At 34.6% G+C, this 14,857-nt stretch carries 10 protein-coding genes and 1 tRNA gene; 4 read left to right on the top strand and 7 right to left on the bottom strand.

Annotated features, from left to right (window positions below; all coding sequences use genetic code 11):
- Positions 1–4: 4 nt before the first annotated feature.
- Positions 5–1,339: a c-type cytochrome gene (locus tag ACNQGJ_RS03465; protein WP_417970041.1), complete on the bottom strand. Its 1,335-nt coding sequence runs from the start codon at positions 1,337–1,339 to the stop codon at positions 5–7.
- Positions 1,340–1,554: 215 nt separating this feature from the next.
- Here ACNQGJ_RS03465 and ACNQGJ_RS03460 point away from each other — a divergent pair, with 215 nt between their 5' ends.
- The gene (locus ACNQGJ_RS03460; protein ID WP_417970043.1) at positions 1,555–1,941 is read left to right on the top strand and encodes an SPOR domain-containing protein; all 387 of its coding nucleotides are present in this window, start codon (positions 1,555–1,557) and stop codon (positions 1,939–1,941) included.
- Positions 1,942–2,639: 698 nt separating this feature from the next.
- Here ACNQGJ_RS03460 and infB read toward each other — a convergent pair.
- The 3 genes from infB to rimP all read right to left on the bottom strand — a co-directional run bounded on the left by infB (position 2,640) and on the right by rimP (position 7,382).
- On the bottom strand, positions 2,640–5,537 hold the full coding sequence (gene infB / locus ACNQGJ_RS03455) for a translation initiation factor IF-2 (protein WP_417970045.1): 2,898 nt from the start codon (positions 5,535–5,537) through the stop codon (positions 2,640–2,642).
- A gap of 113 nt (positions 5,538–5,650) precedes the next feature.
- On the bottom strand, positions 5,651–6,904 hold the full coding sequence (gene nusA, locus ACNQGJ_RS03450) for a transcription termination factor NusA (protein WP_417970047.1): 1,254 nt from the start codon (positions 6,902–6,904) through the stop codon (positions 5,651–5,653).
- A 13-nt stretch (positions 6,905–6,917) separates the two neighbouring features.
- On the bottom strand, positions 6,918–7,382 hold the full coding sequence (gene rimP, locus ACNQGJ_RS03445) for a ribosome assembly cofactor RimP (RefSeq protein WP_417970049.1): 465 nt from the start codon (positions 7,380–7,382) through the stop codon (positions 6,918–6,920).
- A gap of 176 nt (positions 7,383–7,558) precedes the next feature.
- Between rimP and ACNQGJ_RS03440 the strand changes: the two genes are divergently transcribed.
- Positions 7,559–8,383: a universal stress protein gene (locus tag ACNQGJ_RS03440; RefSeq protein ID WP_417970051.1), complete on the top strand. Its 825-nt coding sequence runs from the start codon at positions 7,559–7,561 to the stop codon at positions 8,381–8,383.
- A gap of 141 nt (positions 8,384–8,524) precedes the next feature.
- Here ACNQGJ_RS03440 and ACNQGJ_RS03435 read toward each other — a convergent pair.
- A tRNA-Gln gene (locus tag ACNQGJ_RS03435) sits at positions 8,525–8,595 on the bottom strand.
- Positions 8,596–8,833: 238 nt separating this feature from the next.
- Between ACNQGJ_RS03435 and ACNQGJ_RS03430 the strand changes: the two genes are divergently transcribed.
- Both ACNQGJ_RS03430 and ACNQGJ_RS03425 read left to right on the top strand, forming a co-directional pair.
- Positions 8,834–12,115, top strand: a complete 3,282-nt coding sequence (locus tag ACNQGJ_RS03430; RefSeq protein WP_417970053.1) for a glycosyltransferase family 117 protein — start codon at positions 8,834–8,836, stop codon at positions 12,113–12,115.
- A gap of 412 nt (positions 12,116–12,527) precedes the next feature.
- On the top strand, positions 12,528–13,175 hold the full coding sequence (locus ACNQGJ_RS03425; RefSeq protein ID WP_417970055.1) for a polysaccharide deacetylase family protein: 648 nt from the start codon (positions 12,528–12,530) through the stop codon (positions 13,173–13,175).
- A 9-nt stretch (positions 13,176–13,184) separates the two neighbouring features.
- On the opposite strand, the gene ACNQGJ_RS03420 is transcribed toward ACNQGJ_RS03425, so the two are convergent.
- On the bottom strand, positions 13,185–13,481 hold the full coding sequence (locus tag ACNQGJ_RS03420) for a thioredoxin family protein (protein ID WP_417970057.1): 297 nt from the start codon (positions 13,479–13,481) through the stop codon (positions 13,185–13,187).
- A gap of 73 nt (positions 13,482–13,554) precedes the next feature.
- Positions 13,555–14,790 carry a metallophosphoesterase gene (locus ACNQGJ_RS03415; RefSeq protein WP_417970059.1) on the bottom strand — a complete coding sequence of 412 codons (1,236 nt, stop codon included), beginning with the start codon at positions 14,788–14,790 and terminating at the stop codon, positions 13,555–13,557.
- Between the last annotated feature and the right edge of the window lie 67 nt (positions 14,791–14,857).

Raw genomic sequence — 14,857 nt, 5'->3', positions numbered from 1 at the left:
TTGATTAATAGTGGCATTTACCACATTCTAAACCTCCCATTTGCGCTGCAGTCAATTTGTCCACACCGTATTTTTTAGAAAGTTCTTCGTGAATTTTAGTATAATATTCATTGCCTTCCATTTTAACATCTGTTTTTCTGTGGCAGTCAATACACCAACCCATTGTTAATGGAGCAAATTGTTTTTGAATTTCATACTCTTGCACTGGACCGTGACAGGTCTGGCATTCAATTCCAGCAACAGTTACGTGTTGAGAGTGATTAAAGTAAACAAAATCAGGTAAATTATGTATGCGTACCCATTTCACAGGTTGCGTTTTGCCAGTGTAACTTTGAGATGTTTTATCCCAACCTACCGCAGTATATAATTTTTGAATTTGCTCATCATAAAATGCCTTGCTGTATTCTGGAGTTGCAGTAGTTTCAGCAACTTCAGCAATATTCTTATGACAGTTCATACAAACATTCAACGAAGGTATTCCAGCATTCTTACTAACTCTTGCAGCAGAGTGACAATATTTACAATTGACCTCATTGTCACCAGCATGTATCCTATGAGAAAAATGGATCGGCTGTATTGGTTCGTAATTTTGATCTACGCCGATTTGCATCAAATAGCCGTAAACAAAATAAGCACTTGCCAAAATCAGAAACACTGAAGTCACCAACACTAAAAATTGATTTCTAACAAACGCCTTCCATATCGGAGTCGTTGGTGTTTTAGGAGCTATTTCAATACCATTCGCTTTCGCGACTTTGCTCAAAACATTATTCACCAAAAACAACATCACTACCAATACAACCATGACAAGCGCTAAAGCACCTAATATGATAACATTGGACATTCCGCCATCCCCAGAAGCACTTCCAGGAACCGCAACTGTTCCAGCAGCAGCTGCAGGAGCTTCGGCTTTTGGCTCAGAAGTGTATGCAATGATATTATCAATATCCGCATCTGACAATTGAGGAAAAGCAGACATCACAGCCTTATTGTTTTCCTCAAACACTTTTACAGCTTGAGCATCCCCGGATTTAATTAAGTCTGAGCTATTACGCACCCATTCATGAAGCCAAGAAGCATCATATTTAGCCCCAACACCTCTAAGAGCAGGACCTGTTGCTTTAGCATCAAGTTTGTGACATGCCGCACAGTTTGCATTAAAAAGCTCTTTACCTTTCACAGGGTCTGCACCTTGCGAAGTAGCAGAAGCATCCGGAGTTGCAGCGTCAGCTTCAGGAGTAGCTTCTTGAGCAAATGAAGTAAAGGAAAAAGATAGCATTAAAGCTACGCTAAAAAATAATTTCCTTGAGATCGAATTATGGTTACCCACCTTTTTCATATAGTATAATGATTATCTACTAAAAATTGGCACAGTTTTTTCTAATTGAATTATGAAAACTGATCCTTTATTTTAAAACTTCGACAAAAATACGACTTAAGAACTGTTCTCAAAACCTTAAAATAGTCTTAATTTCAATTTATATCTATTCTAAATAACATTTGCCATTTGGTATCAATCATTAAATATTACTTTTGCACAAAAACAATCACATTATGAGAATTTTAGCCATTCGAAAAGCATTTTTTATCGCTCTTACCTTATTTATTTCCTATTGTAATGTAAACGCTCAAGATGGAAACGTCAGGGTAAATCAAGACTCAAAATTTGAACAATTATTAGATGAAAAGAGAAAAACAAATATTTCAAACACTTTAAATGACTATTATAAAATTCAAATTTTCAGTGGAGAAACAGAACAAGCAAAAAGAACGCTGAATGATTTTAAACAAGAATTTAGAGACATCGACGGGACAATTATTTTTTTTACTCCGAATTATAAAGTTTGGGTCGGGAGTTTCCAAACACGAATTGAAGCAGAACGTAATCTTATAGAAATAAAAAAAAGCTACAGCAATGTACATTTAATAAAGCCCAATTAATAAAATTCATCGTTCTTTCAAATCGTATTAATGATAAGGGATCACCAGTAAACAAAGTATAAAAAAGCAATTCTAATAGAGTTGCTTTTTTTGTTTATCAAACATCATTGGAGTGCAAAGTCAGGGTTGTTTGCATCATGACGCTCGCTTTCATTTCGTATACTTTCGATTTCAATTAATCACACTACGTGCTGGAAAGGTCGCTGAATAGAATGTTTGCATCAAAGATTCAATATTTACATTACCATATGTAGAATGTTATACTTTTTAATTCCTGCAACTACTATTCATATAATCTATTTTATGAGAAATGATTTAGTCCTATACCCGGTATATGAATATAATTTTTTCGTTGTTCTACTTTTCTAAAATGCTCTATAACCGCGTCACAGACGCCCTAATTTACAATTTACTTCACGAAGGCACTTGGACATTATTGGTACTGAAGAAGGTGCACAAACGAGCGCCATACGGATTGTCCGCCCGTGAGTTAAAGTATATGCGTATAGCGCGCGAGCAGCTAGCAAAAGGGCAAGGAACTAAATGTAGCTTGTCCTGTTCTCAAGCTGTTGGCATATCCATATCTAATTATAAGGATTTTCGATTCTCACGAACTGACAATCGGGGTTAAGTAAAAAACCATATGAAACTAAAAAATCCCGACGAATCGGGATTTTAAATATAAATATATTGAAATTCTATTTCAACTTCTTTTTAACTGCAACTTCATGGTACGATTCAATAACATCTCTTTCTTCGATGTCGTTATATCCTTTTACTTGAATACCACAATCGTAACCTTTAGCAACTTCTCGTACATCATCTTTAAATCGCTTCAAAGCTAAAAGCTCTCCGGTAAAGACTACCACACCATCTCTAATGATTCTCATTTTGGCGTTCTTAACAATTTTACCATCCATAACCATACTTCCAGCAATTGAACCTACTTTAGAGATTTTGAATATCTCTCTAATCTCAGCAGTACCTAAAATTTCTTCTTTCATTTCAGGAGCTAGCATTCCTTCCATGGCATCTTTCAAGTCATCGATAGCGGCATAAATAATAGAGTAGTAACGGATGTCGATTTCTTCTTTGTCTGCTAATTGTCTTGCATTTCCAGCAGGACGAACGTTAAATCCAATAATAATTGCATCAGATGCAGAGGCTAACATTACGTCAGTTTCTGTAATTGCTCCAACACCTTTATGGATAATATTAATTTGTATCTCCTCAGTAGATAATTTAGAGAATGAATCAGACAATGCTTCAACTGAACCATCGACATCTCCTTTAAGGATAATATTCAATTCTTTAAACTGACCCAATGCAATTCTACGTCCAATTTCATCCAATGTAATATGACGTTGTGTACGTACAGATTGCTCACGCATCAATTGAGAACGTTTTGAAGCAATTTGTTTCGCTTCTTTTTCGTCTTCAAAAATATTGAACTTGTCACCCGCAGTTGCTGCTCCATCAAGACCAAGAACTGAAACCGGTGTCGAAGGCCCCGCAACAGTTACAATATTTCCTCTTTCGTCATGCATGGCTTTAATCTTACCATGATGCTTCCCGGCTAACATATAATCACCAATTTTCAACGTTCCGTTTTGAACTAATATTGTAGAAACATATCCTTTTCCTTTGTCAAGGAAAGCCTCAACAACAGTTCCGGAAGCCGCTTTATTTGGATTTGCTTTCAAATCTAAAAGCTCCGCTTCTAACAATACTTTTTCTAATAATTCTTTGACACCTGTTCCCACTTTCGCAGAAATATCATGAGATTGAATTTTTCCACCCCAATCTTCAACAAGTAAATTCATACCTGCTAATCTTTCTTTTACTTTTTCAGGATTAGCGTTTGGCTTGTCAATTTTATTGATAGCAAATATGATAGGAACTCCTGCTGCTTGAGCATGACTAATAGCTTCTTTGGTTTGTGGCATGATGTCATCATCAGCTGCAATTACAATAATAGCAATATCAGTAACTTGAGCACCACGCGCACGCATCGCAGTAAACGCTTCGTGACCTGGTGTATCTAAGAATGCAATTTTCTGTCCGTTATCCAAAGTTACTCCGTAAGCACCAATATGCTGCGTGATTCCTCCAGACTCCCCTGCGATTACGTTTTCTTTACGAATGTAATCCAATAACGATGTTTTACCATGATCGACGTGACCCATTACCGTTACAATCGGCGCTCTAAAGACTAGATCTTCTTCTCTGTCCGCAACTACTTGAATCGCTTCTTCGATGTCTACAGTAATAAATTCAACTTCATAACCAAATTCATCCGCAACGATAGTCAACGTTTCTGCATCAAGACGCTGATTCATAGTCACCATTATTCCAAGCGACATACAGGTACCAATAACTTTAGTAATTGGCACATCCATCATGATAGCAATTTCACCTACGGTTACGAATTCAGTAACCTTAATAGTTTTACTTCCTTCGTCAATAGCTCTTTGCTCGTCATCAGATTTCTGACGGTGTGTATCTCTTTTATCTCTTCTATATTTAGCTGCTTTAGATTTACCACCTTTACCTTGTAGTTTCTCTAAAGTCTCTCTAATTTGATTTTTAACCTCTTCTTCAGTAGGCTCCACTTTTGCAACAATTGCAGGTCTGTTTCCTTTTACAAAACCAGGTCTTGCACTTCTGTTTGCATTAAATCCACCACCACCTGTATTAGGTGTAATCTTATTAGGATTTGGCGCACCAGGAACTCCCGGTATAGCCGGCGGTCTAGGAGCACCCGGTTTAGGAGCAATCCTTTTACGCTTGTTTTTATTTGCATTAGCTGCAGCCGAACCTGGAGCACCCGGTTTATTCGGAGTGATTTTTGGTTCTTCTTTTTTCTTTTTTGGTTTATTGAATTGAGACAAATCAATTATCTGCCCCGTTAAAGTAGTTCCTGATAGTTTTTGATACTGTGTAGTGATGGTTTCATCAACAGGCGCTTCATCAGCTTTTACTGCTTCAGGTTTTGCAACAACTTTGGGTTCTGCAACAATTTCTTTCCCAGTATCGGCTTTAACCTCTTTTATTCCAACAATAGGTTTTACCTCTTTTTTATCTGAAACAGGTTTCTCAATTGTCGGTTTTTCAGCTAACGGTTTCTCAGGTGAAACTTCTTTTGAGACTGCTTTTACTTCAGGTGCTTTAGCTGCTATAACCTCTGCTTTTTCAACAGCTTTTACAGGCGCAACAATTGTCGGTTTTTTTGGATTAAGATCAATCTTACCCACTTGAACCGGACCAGCTATAACCGCTCTTGCTTTTATAACCTCTTGTTGTTTTACTCGCTCATCCTCAATCTTACGTTTGTCTTCGATCTCTTTCTCTCGTTCTAAACGCAAAGCTTCTTTTTCTTTTCTTTTCTCTTCCCCTACTTCTTTAGAAGCCTCCTTATTCCCTTTGTCACCTGCAAACTGACCGCACAAGACATTGTATACATCATCAGAAATTTTTGCGTTTGGATTTGCTTCAATAGCAATCCCCTTATCTTTTAGATAATCCACAGCTCTTTCTAATGAAATATTCAATTCCCTTAAAACTTTGTTTATTCTAATAATTCTCTCTTCAGACATAAAACCTTTTTATTATTATCTTTTTTGTTATTCCTCATTTTACTCCCAACCCGATACCTACCGAGCTAGAATTTTAGTGTAAAATGGCATGTTTATCGTTGAAGACAGATTGACTAACTGTCAAATTCTTCTTTCAATATTCTCATTACATCTAGAATAGTTTCCTCTTCCAGGTCTGTTCTTCTTACTAAATCTTCGACTTCTTGTTTTAAGATACTTTTTGCTGTATCCAAACCAATTTTCGCAAATTCTTCGATAACCCAGTCTTCGATTTCATCTGAAAACTCAGTCAATTCAACATCATCCTCATCAGCTGTAGCGCCTGCAACATCTCCTTCACGAATAACGTCTAGTTCATAACCAGTCAATAAACCTGCTAATTTAATGTTGTGTCCTCCACGACCAATTGCTTTGGAAACCTCTTCAAGTTTCAAGAAAACTTCTGCTCTTTTTGTCTCTTCATTAATTTTTATAGAAGATACTTTTGCAGGACTTAATGCTCTTGTTATAAATAATTGTATGTTACTTGTATAATTAATTACGTCGATATTTTCGTTTCCTAATTCACGAACAATTCCATGAATACGAGACCCTTTCATACCCACACAAGCTCCTACCGGATCAATTCTATCATCATAAGAGTCAACGGCTACTTTTGCTTTTTCGCCTGGAATTCTTACTACTTTTTTAACCATGATTAAACCGTCAAACACTTCTGGAATCTCTTGTTCAAATAATTTTTCCAAAAACTTCTCAGAAGTTCTTGACATTATAATTTGCGGCTTGTTTCCTTTTAATTCAACGCTTTCTATTATTCCTCTAACGTTATCTCCCTTTCGGAAAAAGTCAGAAGGAATTTGTTTTTCTTTTGGCAGAATAATCTCATTCCCTTCATCATCAACCAAAATCACAACTCTTGGACGTACATGGTGCACCTCAGCAGTATAAATATCTCCTACTAAATCTTTGAATTGCTTGTAAAGATTTGTGTTATCATGCTCATGAATTTTAGAAATTAAATTCTGGCGCAAAGCCAAAATTGCTCTTCTTCCTAAATCAATTAATTTCACTTCTTCGGAAACTTCCTCACCAATTTCAAAATCAGGTTCAATTTTTCTAGCTTCAGTTAGAGTAATTTCAAGATGATCAAAGTCTAAGTCTTCATCCGCAACGATAACTCTTCTCTGCCATATCTCCATATCTCCCTTATCAGGATTTATAATGATATCGAAATTATCATCTGAACCGTATTTTTTCTTCAATGCATTTCTAAATACATCTTCTAAAATTGCCATAAGCGTTACACGATCAATAAGTTTATCATCTTTAAACTCTGAGAATGAATCGATTAATGCTAAATTTTCCATGCGAATTCTTTAATTAAAATGTTACTGTAACAATTGCTTCTTTTATATCTGCGTAAGGCAATTTAAGTTCTTTTTGAACTGTTTCCTTCCCTTTTCCTATCTTTTTAGGCTCTCTTGCTTTCCAAGACAAAACTACAAAATCATCATTAGCATTCACTAATTCTGCTTCAATAATTTCCACTGAAGTCTTCACAATCAATGTTCGACCAATATTTTTCTTGTATTGCCTTATTAATTTCAATGGCGATCCAACCCCAACTGAAGCTACTTCTAAAGAATAATCTTGTTCTTCTCGATCCAGATGACTATCTATGAATTTACTCACATCAATACAATCTTGAAGTGCCACCCCATTGTCTCCGTCCAAAGTCACAATAACCTTGAAAGCATCAGTAATGACAAGGTCTATCAAAAAAATTGATGGCTTTTCTAACAGGCCTTCCGTCAACGACGTATTTACTTTTTCTTTAAATGTCATATTTTTATAAAAAGAGGGGACATTTAGTCCCCTCATTATCTAGATTTTAATAAATAACCGTGCAAATATAGTGTTTTTTTTTATAAACTAAAATAATCGATTGCTGTAAAATATTTTCTTATCTTTATGAAAGCATTAAAACGACAGTTTTTTATCATAATTTAACACTTTTTCGTATGAAACGAATTTTAGTTCCTACCGATTTTTCTGAAGATGCTGAAAACGCTTTAAAAGTTGCAGCCATAATTGCAAAAAAAAATAATTGTGAAATCTTTTTATTGCATTTATTGGAATTACCCCACCAAATGAATGATGCAGTAACCGGTGGAAGAAGCATCCCCGAAGTGATGTTGTTTATAAAAAAAGCGAACGAAACGCTCCAAAAAATCAAAGATCAACCCTACTTAAACGAAATTTCAGTAAACGCATCTGTACAATTCGAAAGAGCTTTTAGTGGTATTTTATCTTTTAATAAAAAAAATGAAATTGATTTAATTGTGATGGGCTCTCACGGCACTTCAGGCATCGAAGAAGTATTAATTGGATCAAACACTGAAAAAGTGGTACGGCTCTCAGAAATCCCGGTACTAGTTATAAAAAAGAACATTCGAAACTTTAAATTCAACAACTTCGTCTTTGCTTCTGACTTTTCGAAAGAAACTAAGAAACCGTTCAGTAAAATGATAGAATTCGCTAAAATATTTAATGCGAATTTATACTTAGTCATGATTTGCACTCCCAATAGTTTTAAAACTACAAAAACGTCTGAGGAAATAATGAAAAAATTTATCGCCTCTTTTGATATAGAAAATTACTCTACACACATTTACAATGACGCTAATATAGAAAGCGGAATCATTAATTTCACTAACAGCGTTGATGCTGACTTGATTGGCCTTTGCACTCATGGAAGAACTGGCTTTGCTCATTTCTTTAACGGAAGCATCAGTGAAGACCTGGTAAACCACACTGTCAAACCTGTACTAACTTTCAAGATTTAAGTACTCCAAATAAAATTTAAATCAAAACACCCTAGGCCAACATCAGGTTTACCGCCAGTACTGCAACGAATTAAATTCCAAAAACAATCCTCTGGATTTGTGGCATAAAAAAAAACCCCTCAAAAAATGAGGGGTTTTACGTTGGTCTACAAGGATTCGAACCTTGAAAGACTGCACCAAAAACAGTTGTGTTACCATTACACCATAGACCAGCATTGCTGCTAAGCGAGTGCAAATTTAAAATAAATTTTAGTTTGTACAAATTTATTTTGCCTTTTTATGAAAAAAAATTTACTGAAAATACAAACCAACTCTAAAAAAACACAAAAACCCTTTACAATCAATGTGTTATTGAAATGTAATACTTTTCCAGAAAATATTGTTAATGCTAGCAAGGTTAAACAAAAAAACATTTTCTTTGTAACTCAAAATTAAATTAAATTTTAGTACATGGATAAAGCAGCATTCAATTTCAATAAATGGAATACAATTATTGGTTGGCTTACATTTGGAATAGCATTATTAACATACACTTTAACTGTTGAACCCACCATGAGTTTTTGGGATTGTGGAGAATACATTGCCACAGCAGCAAAACTGGAAGTAGGCCATCCTCCCGGAGCTCCACTATACCAAATGATTGGTGCTTTTTTTGCCATGTTTGCTTTAGATAATACAAAAATTGCCTTAATGGTAAATATGATGTCTGTATTTTCCAGTGCCTTTACTATTTTATTCTTATTTTGGTCATCCTCGATAATCTTGAAAAAATTAATTTCTAGATTTTCTGAAACTACTAAAAACAATGACATTGTTATTCTTGGAAGTTCATTTGTAGGAGCTTTAGCCTATACCTTTTCAGATAGTTTTTGGTTTAACGCTGTAGAAGCCGAAGTGTATGCGATGGCATCTTTATTTATCGCATTACTATTTTGGTTGGGATTACGCTGGGAACAAGACATGGACAAGCCAAGAGGAAACAAATGGCTGTTAATTATTTCCCTTGTCGTTGGACTTTCATTTGGCGTTCACTTCATGGCATTATTGACAATTCCTGCGATAGGTTTTCTTTACTTTTTCAAAAACTATAAAGTAATTACCCTCAAAAATTTCATCATTGCTAATGTTGTTGTTATCGCCATTTTATTATTTATATTCAAATTACTTCTTCCTATGACTATGGGATTTTTTGGTAAAACCGAAGTTTTCATGGTCAACAGTTTAGGGTTACCGTTTGACTCGGGGACTATTTTTGTCACTTTAGCGGTAATTGCTTTCTTTTACTTTGGATTAAAATACACCAAACAAAAAGGTTTTGTATTCTACAATACTATAATCCTTTGTATATTATTTATTTTAATTGGTTTCTCGACATGGATGATGCTACCCATCAGAGCAAATGCAAATACCGTAATCAACGAAAACAAACCATCTGATGCAGCAGAAGTTCTTGCTTACTACAATAGAGAACAATATGGTGTAAATCCTTTGTTTTACGGCCCTCAATATACTGAAGCTTTTGCTGGTTTAGACAAAAATAATCCGTACTTGGATAAAGCGCCCAATTACGAAAGAGACTATAAAACAGGGCAATATATTATTACTAATAATTTCAAAAATGCCGAACAAAATACGGACAACAATCAAAAAACTATATTGCCAAGAATGTGGAGCGGTGATCACATCGAAAACTACATGAATTTCACAAATCCGCCTCAATTCAGATTAAATCCTAATTATCCATATGAGGATGATCTAGCCAAATACGGCATCGATCCAAGTCAATTGAGTGAGGAAGATTACAATAAGGCGATCGCTCAATTAAAAAACGAAACCGAAAAAATAGTTACGGAATTCAGACAAGCTTATGCTCAACAACAAATTGACAACGAAGGATATATTACGTTCCTGAAAAGCTATGGTGATTATTTAATTGTGGAAAAACCGACAACTGCTGACAATTTAGGATTTATGGTTGAATACCAATTTGGGTACATGTACTGGAGATACTTGATGTGGAATTTCGTTGGAAGACAAAATGACGTTCAGGGAAAATACGACTATCTGGATGGGAACTGGCTTAGCGGTATAACATTCATAGATGAATTACATTTAGGAAGTCAAGACAATCTACCATCAGATGTATTGAACAATAAAGGTCGAAATGTGTATTTCTTTCTGCCATTTATACTCGGTTTAATCGGCTTAATGTATCACGCCAATAAAGACTTAAAAAGTTTCTATGTACTGCTGGCCTTATTCCTTTTCACAGGAATAGCATTAAAAATCTACTTAAACGAAAGACCTTTCGAACCTAGAGAACGAGATTATGCTTTAGTAGGTTCCTTTTATGTATTTGCCATTTGGATAGGCTTTGGTGTTTATGCATTGTACGAAAGTGCCACGAAATATTTAGCCCCAAAACTGGCAGGCCCAATTATCATCGTTGCAAGTTTATTGGCAGCTCCGGTTCTTATGGCTTCTCAAAACTGGGATGATCACGACCGCTCGGGTAAATATACTGCGCTGGCAATGGCAAAAGCATATTTAGAATCATGTGATCCAAATGCTATATTATTTACCATTGGCGATAATGATACATTCCCGCTTTGGTACGCACAAGAAATCGAAAAAGTGCGAACGGATGTCAAAATTGTAAACACGAGCCTTTTTATGACCGACTGGTACATTGATCAGATGAAAACCAAAACATACGAATCAGATCCTTTGCCTATTTCATTTACACACGACCAGTATGTAGGCGATAAATTAGATTATGTAGCTCACATTCCAAAAGTTGACAGTCGATGGGATATAAAAGATTTTATCAATTTTATCAAAAATCCAAAATCAACTGTAGAGATGCAAAATGGACAAACCATTCATTTTTACCCTACAAACAAAATCCGAATTCCTGTTGACAAAAATATAATTATACAAAACAAGGTTGTTAATCCTAAACACAATGATTCTATTGTGCCGTACATTGACTTGGACATAAAAGGAAATGCATTGTACAAAAACAGATTGATGATGCTTGATATTGTTGCTAATAACAATTGGAAAAGACCAATCTATTTTAGCGGAGGTGCATTTGACGGAGAAGAGTATCTCTGGATGAAAGAGTATCTCCAATTAGAAGGAATGATATATAAACTGGTTCCAATAAGAACCGCTTTACCAAAAGACGCAAGTCCTCTTAATATGGGACAAATAGACACGGATAAAATGTATGCAAAAGTTATGAAATGGGATTGGGGTAATAGTGAAAGCAGTACTATCTATCACGACCCTGAAACTCGTAGAAATAGCATAACCTACAGAGCAAACCTTTCCAGATTAATGAATCAATTAATTGCTGAAGGACAAAAAGACAAAGCAAAAAACATTATCGAATTGGCAATGACAAAAATGCCGGTAGAATATTTCGACTATTATTCATTAGTAGAACCTTTCGCTGGCGGATATTACAAAATCGATGAGAAAGCAAAAGCACAACAACTGCTGGACAAATTAATCCTAAAGTATCAAGAAAACCTTAATTATTACGGTAATCTAAAATCTTCCGAGCAAACGAGCATTGCCATACCTATCATCACTGATATCGAACGATACAGAAGTCTTTTGACGGTAATGAAAGAAAATGGCGATTTAGATTTCTATAATAAAAATAAAATTGTATTCAATACTTACATTAAAATGTTTGACCGCTTTGGACGCGAAAAAGAATAATTTTAAACAAAAAGATCCTGATTAAAAAAGGTAGCGATATTGAAAAATGTCGCTATTTTTTTTTAATTTTATAGGACTGTCCGCTAAACGGACCACGATTGTTTTTTTACTATCATCAACAATGAGATTAAGAGTCAATATTGTGAAAAAATTCTAAAAAAAATAACTGAATGTCGTGAATGCCACTTGATATCTTTATTTCTTTGTTAAAAAAAAAGCTAAACCTCATTGTTAAAACAGGACAAAGCCACATATCTAAACCTCACTGTTTAAAAATTATAATGTTTTCTTTGTTAAATTCAGTATTTACAGGGGTTCACAAAGTACTTTTGCAAGTTTGAATTTTAATAACGAGATTGAAATATTTTTTTGGTATTAGAAACGGACAGTCCTATAATTTTAAAACTAAAAAATGAAATTTTACTGGATAAAGACGAATTGGATTATAAAAAAAATATTCTCTAATTATACTTGGGATGTTCCCACTACCAGAAATAGCAATACAGTCTATCTAACATTTGACGATGGACCAATTCCAGAAATTACGGAATGGGTTTTGAATGAATTAAAAAAGTACGATGTAAAAGCCACTTTTTTTTGCATTGGAGATAATATTGATAAAAACCCTGACTTATTTAAGAAAGTGATTAGCGAAGGTCATTCAATCGGAAATCACACATTTAATCATTTGAACGGATGGAAAACTTCATCTAAAGCGTACGTAGAAAACACTAAATTATGTGAAGACGCAATTCAAAAAAATAGCACTCCTACTCTAAAATCTAAAATCTTTCGCCCACCATACGGCAAGTTAAAAGTATCTCAATCTAGAAAACTCCGAAAACAGGGTTACAAAATAATTATGTGGGACGTACTAAGTGCTGATTTTGACCAAACTGTATCGCAGGAACAATGCTTAAATAATGTGTTAACAAATGTAAAACCTGGAAGTATAATTGTTTTCCATGACAGCATAAAAGCCTTCAAAAACTTAAAACACGTATTGCCGAAAACGTTAGCTTATTTAAAAGAAAATAATTTTAATTGTGAGGTATTGTAGTGAAATTGGTTACAATTGGTCTTGAACAATACTGATGATCGTATTCGCATCTAATTCTCCAGATTGTCGCCATATCATTTGACCTTGTTTATAAATCATCAAGGTAGGCAAGCCTTTAATGCGTAATGCATCGGCTAATTCTTGATTTTTATCCACATCAATTTTTATGACTTTTGCCTTATCGCCAAGAGCGGCTGCAACATCTCTAATTACAGGATGCATTGAAACTGAAGGCTCGTTCCAATCAGTGTAAAAGTCTATTAACACCGGTACTTGAGTATTTATAAGTTCTCCAAATTTTGACATAAAACTAAAAATTTAATTTTTTAAATTCACTAAAAAGAGATATTTATTTTACAAATGTAGCATTTTAAACGAATTATGCCACATTAACACCTTTTTTTAGTTCAATCACTGTTATTTCCGGCATAATTCCTACTCTACCCGGATATGCATGAAAACCAAAACCTCGATTTACATAAACGTATCGTCCAACATTTTCATATAATCCCGCCCATTGCTTGTAAACGTATTGTGCCAAACTCCACTTAAAATAACCAGGTATTTCTATGCCAAACTGCATTCCGTGTGTATGACCTGAGAGTGTAAGCTGAAAATTTTTATCATGATGTTGCACTTCTCGTTCCCAATGTGAAGGATCATGACTCATCAAAATTTTAAAATCTTCTTTATTTACAAGTGCAGAAGCTTTATTAATATCACCTGCTTTTTTAAAATTATGACCCCAGTTTTCTACGCCGACTAATGCAATTTTAGCATCGCCTTTTTCAATAAAAGTATGTTCGTTTAACATTAATTTAAAGCCAATCTGTCCATACAGATCTTTAATGTTTTGAAAGTTAGCTTCTTTTGCCGCCTCTGAAGGCCAAGTTACATACTCTCCATAATCATGATTCCCTAAAACCGAATATTTACCATATTCATGTTTTTTAATCCTATTAAAAGTTTCTATCCAAGGATGCATTTCTTTGGCATCAGTGTTAACAATATCTCCGGTGAACAAAATCAGGTCTGAGTTTTGTTCGTTGACTAAATCAATTGCGTAATTAATTTTCTCAGGATTATCAAAACTTCCGCTGTGAACATCTGATATTTGAGTAATCGTAAACCCATCAAAAGCATCGGGTAAATCCGGGAAAAATATACGTTGTTTAATGACTTTATAATTGTATTTCCCTATTGTAACTCCATATATTAAGGACAAAAATGGAACCGCTGCTAATCCTAGTCCTATTTGACTGACAAACTTTCTTCTTGAATTTAGAAAATCCGTGTCTTTATCATAATTGACAAAATAGTTAACAGTTCCCGCAGCTAATCTAAAGATGTCCTCGCCCATTAATAGCAATGTCAACATTAATTTTGGAACATAAACAATAAGCAGTAAGCCCACAACACCCATCAATTGCCTAGTTTGCCCGGAGTTTCGGTCAAATTGCATCAAAGAATAGATAATATATACTAAAACCAATAGGCTTATAAGCTGAATTGAAAACAATACAGGCTTTGATTTTATTAAAGTTTTTAGTACTTGAAAAGTGTAAAGCTCAATAATAAGAAGAATTAAGCCCAAGAATACGATACGAAAGATCATTTTAAAAAAATTTTACACAAAATAACAAAACAATTGATGAAAACGGCTTCTAATTAATTAAAATTTA

The organism is Flavobacterium cryophilum, assembly GCF_048286555.1.
Classification (GTDB): Bacteria; Bacteroidota; Bacteroidia; order Flavobacteriales; family Flavobacteriaceae; genus Flavobacterium.
The sequence above is the reverse complement of the archived record's forward strand: the minus strand, read 5'-3'. Positions and strand labels throughout refer to the sequence as shown.